Genomic DNA, 16,476 nt, shown 5'->3' on the forward strand with positions numbered 1-16,476 from the left:
GAATATGGTTTGGATCCTGTAAGGCGTGCAGCCATTTGTGGCAGGGCCGGCGGCCGCGCTGCGGCCATTTCGGCGGCGCGCCGCCCCTCTCACATCTGTTTGTCAGGCGGCTGCGTCGGCGGTCCGCCCGTCCCTGGTGGCCGCCTCGACCGCCCGGAGGAACTCGCGCGGCATGGCGTCGACGTCGAAGGCGAGATGGATGTGGTTGTGCTCCACCGCCTTGGCGGCGACGGCGGCCTCCACGCCATACCTGTCCAGCCGCAGGTGGCCGGTCATTCCGGCCAGCGACCGGCCGCCTGCACCCGTCACCGGATCGATCATGGCGCCGCCCACCGACAGATCGCGCACCCGGACGGCCAGCCGTTCGCCGTCGATGGTCAGGGTCCCTGCCTCGTCCACCAGGAAGCGGGGCTTGCGCCGGCGGTCGGCATCGCCGCTGGACGTGCGGACGATGCGGACCAGGATCTGGCGCAGCGCCTCGATCGAGCGGGCGACTTCGCCCGACCCGTTCTTGACGTGGCTCGCCTGCTCGCCGGTGCGGTCCGCCTCTTCCGAGACGTCGGCGATCCGGCGCGACACCTCCTGAGCCGCCGTCGAGGTTTCGACCACGTTGCGGCTGATCTCCTGGGTGGCCGCGGACTGCTCCTCCATCGCCGCAGCGATCGACCCCGTGATGTGGTCGATCTCGGCGATGGTGCGGCCGATCTCCTCCACGGCCTGCACGGCTTCGTCGGTCACGGCCTGGATCGCGGTGATCTGGCGGGTGATCTCCTCGGTCGAGGCGGCGGTCTGGTTGGCGAGGTTCTTTACCTCGCCGGCGACCACGGCGAACCCCTTGCCCGCCTCCCCGGCGCGGGCCGCCTCGATGGTGGCGTTCAGCGCGAGAAGGTTGGTCTGGCCTGCGATGGACTGGATGAGGTTGACGACCTCGCCCACCTTGACCACGGTTTCCGACAAGGAGCGGATGGTCATCTGGGTGTGGCGCCCGCTGTCCACCGCGCGGCGGGTCACGGCGCTGGAATGGGCGACCTGCGCCGAAATCTCGCGGATCGACGCCGCGAGCTGCTCGCTGGCCGCAGCGACGGTCTGGGCATTGGCCAGCGCCTGCCCGGCGGCCGACGCCACCGTCTGGGCATTGAGGCTGACCCGCCCGGCCGAGCCGGACATCCCTTCGGCGTCATCGGCCATGGCGCCGGTCCTCTGCGCCACCTCCTCGACCGCGCGTCCCGCCTCGCGCTCGACGGTCGATGCCATCGCCTCCAGCGCGTCGCGCCGCTCCGCATCAGCTTGCCGGTTCCGCTCCGCCCGCTCCTGAACCGAATAGCAGAGCCTTGCCTTCAGCCCTCTCAACTGGCCGGCGACGTGATGGAACTCTGCCGCCGCGGGAAGGTCGATGATGTGGCTCTGGTCGTTGCGCGCGATGGCGTCGAAGTCTGCGGAGAAGGCGTCCAATGGACGCCGCACGGTGCGAAGCAGGGCGCAGCCGCCGATGACCGCCGCCAGCAGGCCGCCGATGCCTGCGGCGATGCTGAGGATCAAATTGCGCCGGAAATCGCCGAGAGCGCCCTCATACTCGGCATGGGCGACATCGACCTGAAGCTTCAGCAGTTCATGGTTCGTCGCATAGGCTGCCTGGAAGAGCGGGTCGACGCGGTCGCGCACCAGGACTTCAAGCTGCAGGGCGTCGCTGCGCCCGGCCAGCGCCAGCGCCGGCTTCAGCCCCTCGGCCTCGAAGGCGGCGCGCTGCCTGGCGAAGCGCTCGGCCAGCAGCTTTTCCTCCGGCGTGAAGCCGGCGGTCATGTATTTCCCCCACAATCGGTCGATGGTGGCGGTATTGGACGCGATCCGTGCCTCGCCCGCATCGGCACCCGTGCGCCGGGTTCCGTCCCTGGTGTCTATGATCAGGCGCTGAAGGGTCTGCACCTGGTCGCGCATGAGGTCGAGGATCTCCCCGACATCGACGGCGGGGGCCGTGCGGTCCTCATACACCGTGCGCAGGGCGGCATTGGCATCGGCCATGCCGTGCAGCGTGACCCCGCCGGCCGCCAGCATGGCCAGGATCATGGCGGCGAGGACCAGCGCCAACCGCCCTGCGACGCTTCCCGACCAGCGTCGCAGGGCGGCCGTGGCGCCGCGCGCGACAGGCTGGCCGTTGCGGACCGTCAGATGGTGCGCGCGGCCCCCGCGGATGTCGGCATAGAGTTGCTCGGCCGCAGCCACCTGATCGCGTGACGGCTTGGTTCGGATCGAGATGAAACCGGTGACCTGCCCGTTCTCAACCATCGGGGTGACGTTGGCGCGTACCCAGTAGAAGTCGCCGTTCTTGGTACGGTTCTTCACCAGCCCTTCCCACGGGTTCCCGGTCCTGATGGTCGCCCACAGGTCGGCGAAGGCCTCCTTCGGCATGTGGGGATGGCGGATCAGGTTATGGGGGGCGCCGATCAACTCGCTCTCGGCAAAACCGCTGATGTCGGCGAAGGCCTTGTTGACGAACGTGATGCGGCCGCCCGTGTCCGTGCGCGACACCAGCAGCACGCCCTCTTCCATCACGATTTCACGGTCGGTGATCGGTTCGTTCAGGCGCATGGACGAGCCTCGTCGGGCAAGGGATACGGCACCGCCGGACCGATGCCACAGGACAGGGGCGGCCCGGCGGAGGGCGGGATGGAGAATGGGAAGCCTGCCCATCTACCCGGAGTGGACGGCGGACCGCACTGACCCAGATCAAAAGAGCAAGAGCCGTGCCATGCAACCCGTGAGACGATCCGGTGGCGATCAGGGGAAACCCCGATGCGGCGCAACGGTCGCAACGATCCGGACACTCGACGACCCACCATCATGCTACGTGCCGGGATGGCAGCCTGCGTCGCAAAATGCGAAAAACGCCGGATCATGAAGTCCAGATTGTCAAAATGCGAATGAATCTCTGCCAAGCGACCAGCCTGGAATTAAGGATCAAAAATCTTGTGCAAACGAAAAACCCCTCCTTCGGGTCGAAGGAGGGGTTTTTCTCTGCGACGATATGCCGCACTCTACTTTTTATACTATGCTTGACCTCAGCCGATTACGACTTCGCCATGAGCTGCTCAAGCCAATGGATGTCGTAATTCCCATCGATGAAAGCCTGCTGGGCGATGATGCGGTCATGCAGGGGCAGCGTCGTCTGGATGCCGCCGATCACATACTCCTCGATCGACCGCCGCAGACGCATCAGGCATTCGTTGCGGGTGGTGCCGTGGACGACCAGCTTGGCGATCAGGCTGTCGTAGTGGGGCGGGACGCGATAGCCGTCATAAAGGGCGGAGTCGACGCGCACGCCCAGGCCGCCCGGCGCATGGTAGCCGTCGATCTTGCCCGGCGACGGCATGAAGGTTTCCGGGTTCTCGGCGTTCACGCGGCATTCGATGGCATGGCCCTCGAAGCGGATGTCCGACTGACGGTATCCCAGAGGAGCGCCGGCGGCGACGCGGATCTGCTCGCGCACCAGGTCGATGCCGGTGATCATCTCTGTGATGGTGTGCTCGACCTGCAGGCGGGTGTTCATTTCGATGAAATAGAACCGCCCGTCCTCGAAGAGGAACTCCATCGTGCCGACACCGCGGTAGCCGATGGCCGCCGCCGTCCTGGCCGCCAGATCGCCGATGTACTCGCGCTGCTCGGCGTTCAGCGCCGGGCTCGGCGCCTCCTCGATGACCTTCTGGTGCCGGCGCTGGACCGAGCAGTCGCGCTCGCCGAAATGCACGCAGGTGCCGTGCGTATCGCCGAGCAACTGGATCTCGATGTGGCGGGGACGGCCGAGATACTTCTCGAGATAGACCTCGTCGTTGCCGAAGGCGGCGCGCGCCTCGCCACGGGCGAGCTGGTAGGCCTCCTTCAACTGGTCGGGGCTGCGGGCCACCTTCATGCCCTTGCCGCCGCCGCCCGCCGCCGCCTTGATCAGCACGGGATAGCCGGTCTCCTGCGCGACCTTCTCCGCCTCCTCCAGTGTCGCCACCGGGCCGTCGGAGCCGGGCACCACCGGCAGCCCCTGCGCCATCACCGTCTTCTTGGCGGTCACCTTGTCGCCCATGACCCGGATATGCTCCGGCGTCGGGCCGATGAAGGTGAAGCCATGCTCTTCCACCATCTCGGCGAACTGGGCGTTCTCCGACAGGAAGCCGATGCCGGGATGGATGGCATCGACGTTGGTGATCGAGGCCGCCGACAGGATGGCCGGGATATTGAGGTAGCTTTCGCGCGCAGACGCCGGGCCGATGCACACGCTCTCGTCGGCGAGGCGGACATGCATGGCGTCGGCGTCGGCGGTGGAATGCACCGCCACGGTCTGGATCCCCATCTCGCGGCAGGCGCGGTGGATGCGCAGAGCGATCTCACCGCGGTTCGCGATCAGGACCTTTTCGAACATCGCCAAGGGAATGCCCCGCTTACTCGATGATGAGGAGGACTTCGCCGAATTCGACCGGCTGGGCGTCGGACACCAGCACCTCGGCAATCGTGCCGGCGCGCGGCGCCTTGATCGGGTTCATGACCTTCATCGCCTCGATGATCATCACGGTCTGCCCGGCCTTGACCACGTCGCCCGGACGCACGAAGGGGGTCCCGCCCGGTTCGGCGGCCAGATAGGCGGTGCCGACCATCGGCGAGGTCACGGCGCCGGGGTGGCTGGCCGGCTTGGCCGCCGGGGCCACGACGGCGGCGACCGGGGCGGCCGCCAGGACCGGGGCCGCCTGGACGGCGACCGTCTGCGCGGCGGTCGGACGTGTGACGCGGATACGCTTTTCGCCCTCGGCGAACTCGATCTCGCTCAAGCCCGTCTCACGCAGGAGGTCCGCCAGCTTGCGGACCAGATCGCCGTCGATGTCGAAGCTCGCCATGATGTCAGTCGTTCCCGTTTCCTTAATCGCGGTCGATGATGTTCGCGATGGCGTCCAGCGCCAGAAGATACCCGTGCGGCCCGAACCCGCAGATCATCCCATTCGCCACCGGCGAGATGTAGGAGTGATGGCGGACCGGCTCGCGCTTGAAGATGTTCGACAGGTGCACCTCGATCACCGGAAGCTCCGACAGGATCAGCGCGTCCATGATGGCGACAGAAGTGTGGGTGTAGGCACCGGCGTTGATGACGATGCCGTCATTCTCCGTCCGTGCCTGCTGGATCCAGGAAACCAGCTCTCCCTCGTGGTTGGACTGCCGGAAATCCACGGTGATCCCGAGCTGGTCGGCGCGCTCGTGGCAGGCGGCCTCCAGGTCGTCAAGGGTCATCGAGCCGTAGATTTGCGGTTCCCGCACGCCCAGCATGTTGAGGTTCGGCCCGTTGAGGACCAGAATCGACGCGTCGATGGCCACGGCCCGCGCCCCTTTTCCATGATCGAAACCGCGCGTTTATAGCACGATGCTCCGTCCTGTCCATGGTGACGGGACGATCCTGCGCGGAAAAGCGGCGCCACCTCGGCCGGGGCGGCGGAAATCATCACGGCTCCGGCGCGGTGTAGCGCGCGAGAAGGCCGGCATACACCCCCTGGTCCCTGAGGGTCTTCAGCCCGTCGTTGAAGGCCGCCACGACCTCCTCCGCCCCCGGCGTCGCCCGCCCGACCACCAGATGCAGGGTCACCATGGCGAAGGGGCGCTCCGCCACCCGGATGCCGCCGCCCCGACCCGACCGGGCGACGGCCGCCGCGCCGCTGAATTCGTCGATCACCAGCGCATCTGCCCGGCCGTCGGCGAGCAGCCCGATGCAGCCGCTGAGGTCCGTCGGCGTCAGGCGGCTCGCCTCCCCCCGCGCCACCAGCAGATCAAGTTCGGGCGGCAAGGCGTATCCGGCCGGCTGGCAGATCCTGCGGTCGCGGAACGACTCCGGGCCGGCATCCCCGTCGCGGAACTCCATCGGGCTGCGCGTGGACAGGTAGACGAGCTGCCGCGCCTCGATGACCGGATCGGAGTAGAGGACCTCCCGCTCGCGTTCCGGCGTCCGGACATAGGGAAAGGTTGCCAGGAAGCGTCCGGCGACCACGCCGTCATACCCGCGCCGCCACGGCAGGAACCGGACGTCATACCGAAGACCGCCGACCGCAAAGGCGCGGCGGACCAGTTCGGTCACCAGGCCGCCCCCCGGCAGTTCCTCCGCCGTGAACGGTGCATAGTCGCCGGTCACCAGGTCGAGGCCGGCAGGCGGTGACGGGCTGGAACGACCGGTTCCGGCGGCCGGCCCGGCGGCCGGCCAGAGCGCCAGCAGGGCGGCGATGGAAGCTGCCGCGACCCGGAAGGCGGGGCGGGAGGCGGCGGACCGCAGCCTTCCCGCTCCACCGGGCCACTGTCCTGTGCCGGCGCTCACTCCGCGGCGGCGGCCTGCGCCGACCGGCTGCGGCGTCCGGCGGGATCGGTGTAGAGATCGTTGACGCGCTGGACATGCACGGCGGTCGCCTCGCGGATGGCAAAGATCGCCTTGCGGGCCCGCTGCCCCCAGCCGACCGGCTGCTTGGCAAAGATGGACCGGTAAAACCGCGTGTTGTTCAGGAAGGCTTGGCGCAGGTCGAGGTCGACATCGCCGAAACGGTCGCTGAGGCCGCGGGCGATCCGGCGGGCGAAAACCTGCCGGATCTTGAAGTGGCCGGCCAGATACAGGCCGCCCAGAACCAGAATCGTGCCGATCAGGTTCAGCGGCGCCCCGCCGCCGCCGGCATCGAACAGCCAGCCGAAGAAGGCGGCGAAGCCGCCGCCGACCGTTTGCACCATCGTGCCGAGGACCAGCACCAGCAGCACAGCCAGGACCAGATCGACCGTCAGCACACGCCGCCGCCACGTCGCCATCGCCTCGCGCAGCTTGGGCAGCACCTCGCCCTCCACCTCCTTCACCAAGCTGTCGATGGAGCCGATGATGCGGTAGGCGCGAGCCACCTCAACCTCGTTGACGCGGGTGTGGATTTCAGCCAGGTCGTGGTCGCGCCGCGCCTCGTAGCGGGCACGCCGGCCATCGTCCTCGATGTCGACGGCCGAACGCTGGTCGTAGATGGCATAGAAGCGGCCGGATACCAGCCCGGCCTGGGCGATGGCCCTCTGCCAGGCGCCGAACACCGCCTCCAGATTGTCCTCCTTCGCGGTGGTGTCGACCTGGTTCAGGATGTAGCAGACCTTGCGGGCGTCCGCGCGGTTGACCGTCTTCGACACCAGATGGCGCAGCGTGTCCTGCATCGCGCCCGGCTCGGGATGGCGGGCGTCGAAGAAGACAAGGACGAGGTCCGACAGCTCGACGATGTGATCGACGAGCCGCAGGACGGAGCGGCGCTGGTCGTCGGCATCGAAGCCCGGCGAGTCGATGAAGATCTTGCCCTTGGTGCGCGGGCCGGCGAGCGTCTTGAGCTGCAGGTAGTTGTCGATCCGCTTGCCCTCGCCTGCCGCCACCTTCTCGATCTCGTCGGCGATCCGGTAGAAGGGGAAGCGGGGATCGGCGTTGAGAGCCGTGCCCGGCAGGGCTTCCTTGCGGGTCTCCGGCCCATGGCAGATGACCGTGAACTTGTCGTCGACCGCCTGGTTGCCGGTGTTCTGCAGCGCTTCGCCGAGGTAACCGTTCAGGAAGGTCGACTTGCCGGCGGAAAAGGTCCCTAGCACGGCGACCATCGGCCACCAGGGAATCCGGGTGGTCAGGGATTCGTACCGGCCGATCAACCCGAGGCCGGAGAGGATGCGGTCGAAGGCGCGGAAGGTCGGGAGAACCGGCAGCAGGTTCGGGTTCTCCGCGCGGAGATGCGCGTCCAAAGCCGCGAGGCGTTGCTGAAGGGCTTGCCGGGGGGTCATGGGCGGGCGCGTTCCAATGTGGCACTCGGGAAAGGGACCGAGGGACCGGCCCCCACGAACGGACGGCCCTGTCTAGCACGGGCGGGCATCGCCCGGACATGAAATCTCCCGCATCATCCAAGCGGGCTCTCCAACACGGGACGGCAGGGGGACGAGGCAGATGGGGTGGAGACAGCGAGCCGGAGCGGGGAACCGGCCGACGCGCCGCCGCGTTATCCCCGGCATGGACCGCCCGGACGCCTCCGACGCCCCAGACGCTGCCGACGCTGCCGCCGACACCTCGGGGGCCGGAGCGCCGCGGCTGACCGCCGAGGAGTTGGCGTTCCTTCTGCGCGACCCGGAACAGCGTGCCCGGGAAGAAGAGCGGGCGGCGCGATCCAACCGCAACCGCACGGAACGGCGCGCATCCGATCCCGCCTATGCCGACCGCCTGCGCGCCGGGGATCGGGAGCGGCAGCGCAGGCGCCGGCGACGTGAAGCCATCGGCCGGCCGGAACAGCCGGAGGAGGAGGCGGTGCCCCTCCCCGATCTGACGGTCGATCAGGCGGCGTCGCGTCTCGCTGACCATCTCCGCCGCGGCGGCACTGCCCAGGCGGCGCAACTGCGCAGCCGGCCCGACCGCATCGCCGCCTACGCGGAGGCTTTCGCCGTCTACCGCATGCTGTCGGCCGCCGGCGTCCGGCCGACGAGAGGGGCCCTGGCGGCCCTCCTGAAGTCGCACTTCGGCCGCATCGCCACGCCGTCGCAGGTGCAGAAGCTGCGTGACCATGTCGAGTCCTTCGCCATGCCCGGCGGCCCCTGGTCACCGACCGCCGGCATGAGCGGCAAGGCCGATACGGACGGTCACGCACCAGGGGGCGATCGGCCCGGAATCCCCCCGCTTCCACGGCGTTGATAAACCGGAAATTACGGTTAACGAGATATTAATGATGGAATGGCGGACGGTTGCCCGCATCGCGACCCCGAACGCCGGCGCGTGACAAGGCATATCGGCCTTGAATAGCAGAAATTGCGTTTTCCACGCATGATTATTTGCCGCAACCTGAAGGTTTATTGTCGCGGCTCCCGTCCGGGTAAACTCCACCGCCTTCCTTCCGGGCGATGGCTGAAAAGGACAAACGATCGCCCCAACCAGCGGGTGCGGCAAAAGAATCCGGGATTTTCCTGAGTGATCGGGTGTAGGAGGTACACAAAGGTGCGACGGAAATGTACGCCCCGGTCGACCAATTAATACAAAGTCGTAACACGGAAACTCGCGCGAATGCTGGTCTCCCGCACCCACCTACCGGAATATGGTCGGAATGGCCCAATATTCGCAAGTTTTCCCTTGAATCGCGCCAAAGCCCATGTAAACAATCTTTTCATTCTCGCAAAGAGAGGCGGTTGTCGACTGGGTATCGGAGACCAATGGACATGAGTGAGGCGACGGCACGCAAAAGAGGACGACGCGGATCGCCGGAATCCTGGTCTGTAGACGCCCATGTCGGGCAGCGCGTCAGAATGCGCCGCACGCTGCTGGGAATGAGCCAGGAGAAGCTTGGGGAAGCGATCGGGTTGACCTTCCAGCAGGTCCAGAAGTACGAGCGCGGCTCAAACCGAATTTCGGCGGGCACACTCTATCGCCTTGGCCAGGTGCTGGACGTTCCGGTCAGCTTCTTTTTCGACAGCTATGACGACCCTTCCCAGGCGCAGCGTCCGCGCGGCGACGGCGAGGAGCCGGCTGAGAGCGGCACCCAGATCAGCCGGCGCGAAGCCCGCCTGCTCCGGCTGTGGCGGGCCGCACCGTCCCATGTTTCCGATGAACTGCTGGCGCTGCTGTCCGCCTTGTCTCCCGGGATCAGGGAAATGCCGGAAGAGCCCGACAGCGACGGCGGCGAGATGCTGGACGGGGGTCAGACTGCCCTGCCCTCCTACATGGATGGGCACGGCGCCGCCAAGCTTCCGCCCGCCCAGCCGGTGGACGCGGAGGCGGTGCGCAGCAGCACCCGCCAGACGCGCGGCGATTCGTCTCGGGCCAAGGCTGCCAAACTGCTTGAAGCCCAAGGGGACAAGGGCAAGCCCCGCCGCCGCCATGGCGCCGTCTGGGATCCGACCGATATTCTGCGTGCCTCGAAGCCCTCGACGCGTGGCTGATCCGCCCCCCGGCGCCGACGATGGCGGCGAAGGCCGGGGTGCAAGGCCGCATTGAGAGTGTGAGTCACGTTTCAAGCGGGATCGCTGGAAACGTGACTCACACGGAAGACGCCATAATCAAAAGGCTCCGCGATCCTGATCGATCACGGAGCCTTTTCCATACCGGCTCAGCGCCGCACATGATCGCCGGCGGGTCAGCCTTGCCGTCCCCGCCTGCAAGCCGGCGTCCGCGTGGGCGGTATCACCAGCTTCGGACGGGCCCGACGTCCAGATGGACGAAATCGCTGCGGGGATAGTATCCGACGCCCCCCGACTGCATTCCCTTGGCGATCTCCGATATCCCACGCAGATGCGCGTCGGGGAGGCGGATGTCGATCGCCATGCCGCGGGTATGATAGCTCTCCTTCGCCACGCCGCGGGACCGGCGCCGCGCGAGGGCGTTGGTACGGCGCGACCGATAGCCGCAAATCACCTCGAACGGCTGATCGGAGCCGACCGCCTGATGCACGCGGGCCAACAGGTCGAACAGACGCGGGTCATAGCGGCACACCTGCTTGGCGCGGTGGTCCCGCAACAGGACGTCCAGCTTCCGCAACACCTCCGGCCGGTAGTGGCCGTCGGCCCAATAGACACCGTCGAAGCGTTCGTTGGTGTTGATGTTGTGAAGCGCCAAACGACGCACACCGCCGGTCAAGGGAGCAGCTTCCGCCGTGCCGCTGCCCAACAGCACCGGGGCCACCGTGGCCACCCCCGTCACCATTCCCGTGGCGACCGGAACGGCCGCCGATACCGCAGCCGCGGCAAAACCCAGGAACCCGCGCCGCCCCATTGAAGGAGCAGCACGCTCGTCATTCCCCAGAAACATCCCCGAACCTCGTCGTTTTCGTTCCGGCCGCTTGTTTCCGGCCCTTCGGCGTGTGGCTGGTCGCGAAGCGTGCGCGATGGCTCAAGAGCTGATGACCGCTATGGATCCCAAGCCCTTATACGGCTTATGACCAACGCTTGCCCGGCGCATTTCGTCAGAGGGGAAGCGCCGCCGGACGGATAACCGTATAGGTCAAGGTCATCGTCCGAGGCAATAAAAAAATCTGGTGGTGTGACCTTATTGCATAAAGCGGTCATAGCATGGCTGGCAGGAAGATCACACCATCATGGGGAGCATCGGCTTTTCGCGCTGCACCGCTCGCCAACCCCGACAGCAATGCATAGATTGTATTCGGACCGGCCGCGCATCCGCGCAGGCGCACAACCGGCACTCCGAGACAGAAGGGCCGGCACTTTGCGACAGAGGGATTGACATGACAGTAGCCGCCGATCTCCGCCCCTTCCACAAGCGGATCACCCGGAGGCCGGATCGTTCCGCCAGCCTGCTGGCGGCTGCCCTGTCGCCGGCCCTGCTGTCATCGGCCCTGCTGTCGTCGGCCCTGCTGATCGCGTCGCTTCCCGCCGACGCCGCCCCTTACCGCGATACCCTGACCGGCTGGGCCGACCGGCTGGACTCCGCCGCGGCCGAACTCGACCATATGCCGGCACAGACCTCGGCGCCGATCGGCCAGGGCGGGCTCCTGAAGCTCGGCAGCTCCGGAGACCGGGTCGGACGCCTTGCCCAGCGTCTGGTGGAACTCGGGCTGCTGCCCGCCGACCAGGTGTCCAGCATCTTCACGCCGGAGATCGACCGTGCGGTGCGGGCCTTCCAGGTCGCGCAGCGGATGAAGCCCGACGGGCTGGTCGGCGCCGGGACCCGCGCAGCGCTGGACCGCGGCCCTGCCGAAGCGGCCGCTTTGATGCGCCAGAGCGCGGTGGCGATGCGCAGCTTCCGCGACACCGCTCCCGACAGCGTGCTCGTCGTGAACCTGACCGACCAGACCACCACGCTGGTTCGCGACGGCGAGGAAGTGATGACGATGCGGGCCATCGTCGGCCGCCCGTCGCGGGAAACGCCGCTGCTGACCGACCGCATCACCCATGTGATCGTCAATCCGACCTGGACCGTGCCGCCGACGATCATGAAGGAGGACAAGCTTCCGCACCTGCGCGCCACCGGCACGCCCGGCATCCAGCACGCCGTCGTCTATCTCGACGGGCAGGAGGTGGCGCCGGAGACGGTGGACTGGCAAGGCGTCTCCCCCGGACGCGTCCGCATCGTCCAGCAGCCGGGAAACCACAACGCGCTCGGGCGCTTCCGCTTCAACCTGACCAATCCCTACGACATCTACCTGCACGGCACCAACGAGCCCCGGCTGTTCGCCCGTGAGCTGCGCTCGATCAGCTCCGGCTGCGTCCGTCTGGAGGATCCGCGCCTGCTGGCCGAAACCCTGCTTCAGGGCACACCGATCACCCCGGCCCGCATCGACCGCATGCTCGATCGTGCCCAGCCGCAGTGGATCAAGCTTCCGACCCCGATGCCCGTTCAGTTCGTGTACTGGATCGCCACGGTCACGGCTGACGGGTCGGTCCGCCTGCATCCGGACATCTATGACCGGATCGATGAGATGCCGGTCACCGGTCCGGCGGCGGAGCCGCTGCCCAGCACCGGCGTGACACCTGCGGTGCAGCCTGAAACCGGCCGGGCTTCCGCCCCCCCGGCACCGGACCGCTCACCCGCCTGAGCGGATTTTCCATCCCGTTTCCCGGTCCGGGAAGGTGCAGGCCGGTGCACGGTTTGCGGCATTCCCGGCCCCTCCCGATCCTTAGGGTGGGTCCGGGAATGCCACGCGGCCGTCAGGCGCGGCGACGGGTCTTCCGGCTGCGGTTCGGCGGCACGGCGGTCGATGCGGCTTCCTCCGGCGTCGGCCAGACGTCGCGATCACCGCGCATCGGAATGGTGGACTCCTCGCCCTGGTCGGCCAAGCCGGGCATCTCGCCCTGGTTGGCGATGCTCAGCACAGGCTCAACCGGCTCGGTGCGCTGCGCCGTGGCTTCCGGGCCACCCGCCGGGTTGGGCTTCAGGGTGCTGCGGTAATTGTCCTCAATCGCGATTTCCTCGCTGGCCAGTTCCCAGTGGGCGTCGGATCGCCCCTCGGGCCGGCCTTCCCGTTCCCAAATGTCATGCGCGCGCCGACGGATGCGGCTTTCCAAATCCTCGGCCATGGGGCGTCATCTCCTTCACCGGTGGGCCTTGTTATCCACGGATGACCAAGCGGTGCCTGCGCACCGCCCTCGACACCCGCTCCTCCCCTTATGAACCCCGCCGCCACCCCGGCGGTTCCGGTGGTTCGGCATGAGCGTCATCCGACCGTTCCCCATCGGCAACGCCCTTTCGGAAATCGCCGTCCGGCTTCGATTTCCACCGCTTGTCGTTTGAATTAGTACTTTCGGGATGATATTGCAGCCGCATCAACCGGTGGTCCGGCGAATGGTGGCTGGGCCAAGTGACGGAACCGATATGTTGCGCAACTTCCCGCCGAACGCCGCTTCTTTCGCCCTCTTGCGCCAGGCGGCTCTGCCGACGGCGCCGCGACTGCGCAGCAACATGCTCGGCGCTGCGATCATTGCAGGCGCCGTCATGCTGTTCTCTGCACAGGGGGCCAATGCCGCCGCCCCGTCGCCGGTCGCCGCCCCTGATGGAGCCGTGTTGCAGCTCGGCATCTATTCCGGTGACGGCGACGCCTGGTGGAGCTGGAAGGATCTGCAGCGCCGCGCGCCGGAACTGGCTGCCGGCCTGACGGCATCGGTGATGCCGCTCGACGCCAAGAGCGGAGCCGGCGGCGTGGCGCTTTACGCCCGGATCGACAACGCCAGCGAACCGAGATCGCTCTGCCGCAAGATCCTCGGCGCCGGCTTTGGATGCCTGGTGGTGGACCGCCCGGCCGCCGCACCGGCCACCGCCAGAACGGCCTCACCCGCCGAGCCGCGGGCCGCGGTGGATGGGCCGCCGGCAAAACCCCTGCCGCCGGCGGTGACGGTGGCCGTCGCCCCGCCATCCCCCGCACCGGTGCCCTCCATGCCACCGGCTCGACCGGCTCCGGCGGCCGGCAAGCCGGCCATCGTGCCGGTCGCCCCGGCGGCCGCCCCAGTGGCCGCCCCAGTGGCCGCCCCTGCAGTCGTCCCCACGGTCGCCGACGGCAAGGCCGCCGGGACCACGACGTCGGTCCTGGCACCGATCGCTTCGGCCGCCGCCGCCCCGCTTGTGGTGCCGCCGTCTCTCGCCACCATGACCGCGCCGCCCGACGGCACGATCATCTACAGCGAGGAGGACGCCCGGACGATGGCGGACATCGAGCAGCACAGTCGCCGCAAGGGGCGGCTGCGCTCGGTGATGCCGGATTCGCGGTACGACGTGATGCCGGCCACGCTGAAGAAGGAAAACTGGAACCTCTGCGCGCTGACCTTCGACGACGGCCCGCACCGCACGGTGACCCGTCAGATCCTGGACATTCTGAACAGCGAAGGGGTGCGGGCGACCTATTTCCCGGTCGGCAGGATCGCCGAGCGGCAGGGCGACCTGATCCACGATTTCGTCGCCGGCGGGCATGAGATCGGCAACCACAGCCTCACCCACTCCGATCTCCGCAAGATGGATGCGGAGGCCGCACGGTTCGAGATCGCCGAAACGAACCGCATCCTCCGCAGCTTCGGGGCAAATCCCGTCCTTTTCCGCCCGCCATACGGCCGTTATTCCGAAGAGTTGCTGGGACTGGCGCGCGAGGAGCATATGGGCTCCGTGCTCTGGTCGGTGGACACCCGCGACTGGAAGATCAGGAACGCCGACAAAATCGTCAACCAGATCCAGGTCGCCGGCATGCCCGGCAACGTCTTCCTGATGCACTCGACCTATCCCACCACGGCACAGGCGCTCCCCCGCGTGATCGCCGAGTTGCGGGCGAAGGGATGCGAGTTCGTGACGCTGTCGGAATGGTTGGAGAGGGCACGGTTGCTGACCATGCCGAAGATCGTCAACGCCGGAATGCCCGCGCCGGCCACGGTGCCCGCAAGCCGCGACTGATCGCGGACGATGTGGAAGGGGGTCACCGGATGCGGACCCCGACCATGCGCCGGCTCTTCGATGTATGGCGGGATATTCGGTTCGCCGGAGGCGGGAAACCGGTTCCTCCCGACACCTCCTCTCAGCGTCCGCCGCCCTTTGAATCCTGCTGCTTGCGTTGCTGGGCATAATGGCGGATCGCGGAGTCGACCTCGGTCGGCAGGATGGACCAGGTCGCGGCGAGCGAGCCGCCCTTCGCTTCGACCACGGACACGGTCGCGACGAAGGAAAACTTGGTGCCGCCATCGTCCACCCGCACTGAAACCCGCGCGTTCTGGCCCGCAATCAGGGAGTTGTCGAACCCGCGGGCGACGAAGCCCTTGGTGGTCAGCGACAGCAAGGGGAAGCTCTTCCCATCGAATTCAACGACGCTGACCGGTCGCTGAGCCGGTTTGGGCGCCGCCTTCTCCTTCACCGTGACCTTCAGAAAGTCGAAAAGCCCCATCACCGCCCCCCGGATGCCGGCTCCAGCCGAGCCTTGCAGGACGGCACACCGCCGCCTCCCACCGAGTTAAGCGCAGCCGTGGTGCCGGGGGCAACGGATTCCTGGAGGCGGTCCCGCGCGGCCCCGTCGTCATGTCCCCACGCGCTCACGGCCGTTCACCGTAGGAGGATCGATACGGCGCCCCGACCAAGCGGCGCGCTTTCGGCGCCATGCCGATCGGCGGAACTCAGCGACCGGTGAGCGCCCCTCCGCCCGCTCCGCCACCTGGAGCGGCCTGAAGAGCCGTCCAGGCCCCGTGCGCGCGCCGCACCCACAGCAGCGCAAAAGGCATCAGCGTCGCCAGCACAACCAACATTCCGCCCAGAACCGAAAGGGCGCCGAGCGGATCGGAGGCAGGCAGCCGGACGGCCAGTCCGACGAGGAGATGGAGGATCAGCGCGGCCAGCAGCGTGGCCGCGAACACGGAGGTGACGACCGCGGCAACGGGCCCAAGCAGACCGGGCCAACCGCGGCGAACCGGTGCTCCGGAGAGGGCATCATCGGAAACGCCGCTACCCCAGTTGGATCGCACCGCCGGGTACGGCATGCCGGCCACTTCCCGCATGGGCACCTCCGCTTGACTTCCCTCCACCGGAACCGTCGATACCGACCTTCCACCGAAGAGACTGGAGATGAACTATAGGATGCTTTCAGGCGCTTGGCCAAAATCCAATCCGGCTACCTCCTTGCGCCTGCCGGGCAAAGCACCTCACCCGAATTCCATCTATCCGAAGGTCAGTGGGCAGAAATCGGCACAACAACGGTCAAGGCCGCCAGCGCCAACTCGCGGTCTCCACAGAGGCTGTGGATAACTATGTGGGCAATGAGTGCGAAGCCTCGATTCGCCCTAAGCGATTCAAGGCCCGCGCTGTGTTTGCCCAAAAAAGCATCAATAATGTTAGAGCGCTGATTTAAAACAACAATCGTCGATTTCATGCACTTGGGGCTTGGGTGGCGTGTCAACCGAAATCTGTCACATTCCACCCGAGACTGCGATTCCACACCGGATTGTGCCCTGTTGACAACTGCGCCCTAGGGTATTGCACCATCGTTACGGGCAGTTACGCACCTGCCAACAGGCCTA

14 protein-coding genes and 1 pseudogene are annotated in these 16,476 nt (G+C 67.2%); 4 read left to right on the top strand and 11 right to left on the bottom strand.

The window, feature by feature from the left end:
* Nucleotides 1–102 precede the first annotated feature (102 nt).
* The 6 genes from J2850_RS02925 to J2850_RS02950 all read right to left on the bottom strand — a co-directional run bounded on the left by J2850_RS02925 (nt 103) and on the right by J2850_RS02950 (nt 7,791).
* Nucleotides 103–2,586 (bottom strand): methyl-accepting chemotaxis protein, encoded by a 2,484-nt coding sequence (locus J2850_RS02925; protein ID WP_209978623.1) that lies wholly within the window; start codon nt 2,584–2,586, stop codon nt 103–105.
* 478 nt (nt 2,587–3,064) lie between these two features.
* Complete coding sequence (gene accC / locus J2850_RS02930) at nt 3,065–4,405, bottom strand: acetyl-CoA carboxylase biotin carboxylase subunit (protein WP_209979340.1); 1,341 nt, start codon at nt 4,403–4,405, stop codon at nt 3,065–3,067.
* Nucleotides 4,406–4,424: 19 nt separating this feature from the next.
* Complete coding sequence (gene accB, locus J2850_RS02935; protein ID WP_209978625.1) at nt 4,425–4,874, bottom strand: acetyl-CoA carboxylase biotin carboxyl carrier protein; 450 nt, start codon at nt 4,872–4,874, stop codon at nt 4,425–4,427.
* 22 nt (nt 4,875–4,896) lie between these two features.
* Nucleotides 4,897–5,346, bottom strand: a complete 450-nt coding sequence (aroQ, locus tag J2850_RS02940; protein ID WP_209978627.1) for a type II 3-dehydroquinate dehydratase — start codon at nt 5,344–5,346, stop codon at nt 4,897–4,899.
* Between the two features lie 124 nt (nt 5,347–5,470).
* Nucleotides 5,471–6,331: a substrate-binding periplasmic protein gene (locus tag J2850_RS02945; protein WP_209978629.1), complete on the bottom strand. Its 861-nt coding sequence runs from the start codon at nt 6,329–6,331 to the stop codon at nt 5,471–5,473.
* Complete coding sequence (locus J2850_RS02950; protein ID WP_209978630.1) at nt 6,328–7,791, bottom strand: dynamin family protein; 1,464 nt, start codon at nt 7,789–7,791, stop codon at nt 6,328–6,330. The genes J2850_RS02945 and J2850_RS02950 overlap by 4 nt, the downstream gene beginning before the upstream one ends.
* Before the next feature lie 223 nt (nt 7,792–8,014).
* Here J2850_RS02950 and J2850_RS02955 point away from each other — a divergent pair, with 223 nt between their 5' ends.
* Nucleotides 8,015–8,686, top strand: coding sequence for a hypothetical protein (locus tag J2850_RS02955; RefSeq protein ID WP_246512760.1), 672 nt, complete (start codon nt 8,015–8,017; stop codon nt 8,684–8,686).
* Nucleotides 8,687–9,204: 518 nt separating this feature from the next.
* Nucleotides 9,205–9,463 (top strand): annotated as a pseudogene (locus J2850_RS02960) (helix-turn-helix domain-containing protein); the annotation flags it as partial.
* Nucleotides 9,464–10,165: 702 nt separating this feature from the next.
* Here the strand turns inward: J2850_RS02960 and mepK are convergent.
* The gene (mepK, locus tag J2850_RS02965) at nt 10,166–10,789 is read right to left on the bottom strand and encodes a peptidoglycan L,D-endopeptidase MepK (RefSeq protein WP_209978632.1); all 624 of its coding nucleotides are present in this window, start codon (nt 10,787–10,789) and stop codon (nt 10,166–10,168) included.
* Between the two features lie 433 nt (nt 10,790–11,222).
* Between mepK and J2850_RS02970 the strand changes: the two genes are divergently transcribed.
* Complete coding sequence (locus J2850_RS02970; RefSeq protein ID WP_209978634.1) at nt 11,223–12,533, top strand: L,D-transpeptidase family protein; 1,311 nt, start codon at nt 11,223–11,225, stop codon at nt 12,531–12,533.
* Between the two features lie 112 nt (nt 12,534–12,645).
* Here the strand turns inward: J2850_RS02970 and J2850_RS02975 are convergent, their stop codons facing one another.
* Complete coding sequence (locus tag J2850_RS02975; RefSeq protein ID WP_209978637.1) at nt 12,646–13,014, bottom strand: DUF2934 domain-containing protein; 369 nt, start codon at nt 13,012–13,014, stop codon at nt 12,646–12,648.
* Between the two features lie 295 nt (nt 13,015–13,309).
* Between J2850_RS02975 and J2850_RS02980 the strand changes: the two genes are divergently transcribed.
* The gene (locus tag J2850_RS02980) at nt 13,310–14,869 is read left to right on the top strand and encodes a polysaccharide deacetylase family protein (protein WP_246512762.1); all 1,560 of its coding nucleotides are present in this window, start codon (nt 13,310–13,312) and stop codon (nt 14,867–14,869) included.
* Nucleotides 14,870–14,990: 121 nt separating this feature from the next.
* On the opposite strand, the gene J2850_RS02985 is transcribed toward J2850_RS02980, so the two are convergent.
* The 3 genes from J2850_RS02985 to J2850_RS02995 form a co-directional block, all read right to left on the bottom strand.
* Nucleotides 14,991–15,353, bottom strand: a complete 363-nt coding sequence (locus tag J2850_RS02985; protein WP_209978641.1) for a hypothetical protein — start codon at nt 15,351–15,353, stop codon at nt 14,991–14,993.
* A gap of 226 nt (nt 15,354–15,579) precedes the next feature.
* Entirely contained in the window at nt 15,580–15,957 is a 378-nt protein-coding gene (locus J2850_RS02990) for a hypothetical protein (RefSeq protein ID WP_209978643.1), read from the bottom strand.
* A 170-nt stretch (nt 15,958–16,127) separates the two neighbouring features.
* Nucleotides 16,128–16,328 (bottom strand): hypothetical protein, encoded by a 201-nt coding sequence (locus J2850_RS02995; RefSeq protein ID WP_209978645.1) that lies wholly within the window; start codon nt 16,326–16,328, stop codon nt 16,128–16,130.
* Nucleotides 16,329–16,476 lie beyond the last annotated feature (148 nt).

The organism is Azospirillum picis (assembly GCF_017876115.1).
Classification (GTDB): Bacteria; Pseudomonadota; Alphaproteobacteria; order Azospirillales; family Azospirillaceae; genus Azospirillum; species Azospirillum picis.

What these genes read in the sequence shown, in the direction of transcription:
- J2850_RS02925 (WP_209978623.1), bottom strand. Translation starts at nt 2,586, where the DNA reads ATGCGCCTGAACGAACCGATCACCGACCGTGAAATCGTGATGGAAGAG.
- accC (WP_209979340.1), bottom strand. Translation starts at nt 4,405, where the DNA reads ATGTTCGAAAAGGTCCTGATCGCGAACCGCGGTGAGATCGCTCTGCGC.
- accB (WP_209978625.1), bottom strand. Translation starts at nt 4,874, where the DNA reads ATGGCGAGCTTCGACATCGACGGCGATCTGGTCCGCAAGCTGGCGGAC.
- J2850_RS02950 (WP_209978630.1), bottom strand. Translation starts at nt 7,791, where the DNA reads ATGACCCCCCGGCAAGCCCTTCAGCAACGCCTCGCGGCTTTGGACGCG.
- J2850_RS02955 (WP_246512760.1), top strand. Translation starts at nt 8,015, where the DNA reads ATGGACCGCCCGGACGCCTCCGACGCCCCAGACGCTGCCGACGCTGCC.
- mepK (WP_209978632.1), bottom strand. Translation starts at nt 10,789, where the DNA reads ATGTTTCTGGGGAATGACGAGCGTGCTGCTCCTTCAATGGGGCGGCGC.
- J2850_RS02970 (WP_209978634.1), top strand. Translation starts at nt 11,223, where the DNA reads ATGACAGTAGCCGCCGATCTCCGCCCCTTCCACAAGCGGATCACCCGG.
- J2850_RS02975 (WP_209978637.1), bottom strand. Translation starts at nt 13,014, where the DNA reads ATGGCCGAGGATTTGGAAAGCCGCATCCGTCGGCGCGCGCATGACATT.
- J2850_RS02980 (WP_246512762.1), top strand. Translation starts at nt 13,310, where the DNA reads ATGTTGCGCAACTTCCCGCCGAACGCCGCTTCTTTCGCCCTCTTGCGC.
- J2850_RS02985 (WP_209978641.1), bottom strand. Translation starts at nt 15,353, where the DNA reads ATGGGGCTTTTCGACTTTCTGAAGGTCACGGTGAAGGAGAAGGCGGCG.
- J2850_RS02990 (WP_209978643.1), bottom strand. Translation starts at nt 15,957, where the DNA reads ATGCGGGAAGTGGCCGGCATGCCGTACCCGGCGGTGCGATCCAACTGG.
- J2850_RS02995 (WP_209978645.1), bottom strand. Translation starts at nt 16,328, where the DNA reads ATGAAATCGACGATTGTTGTTTTAAATCAGCGCTCTAACATTATTGAT.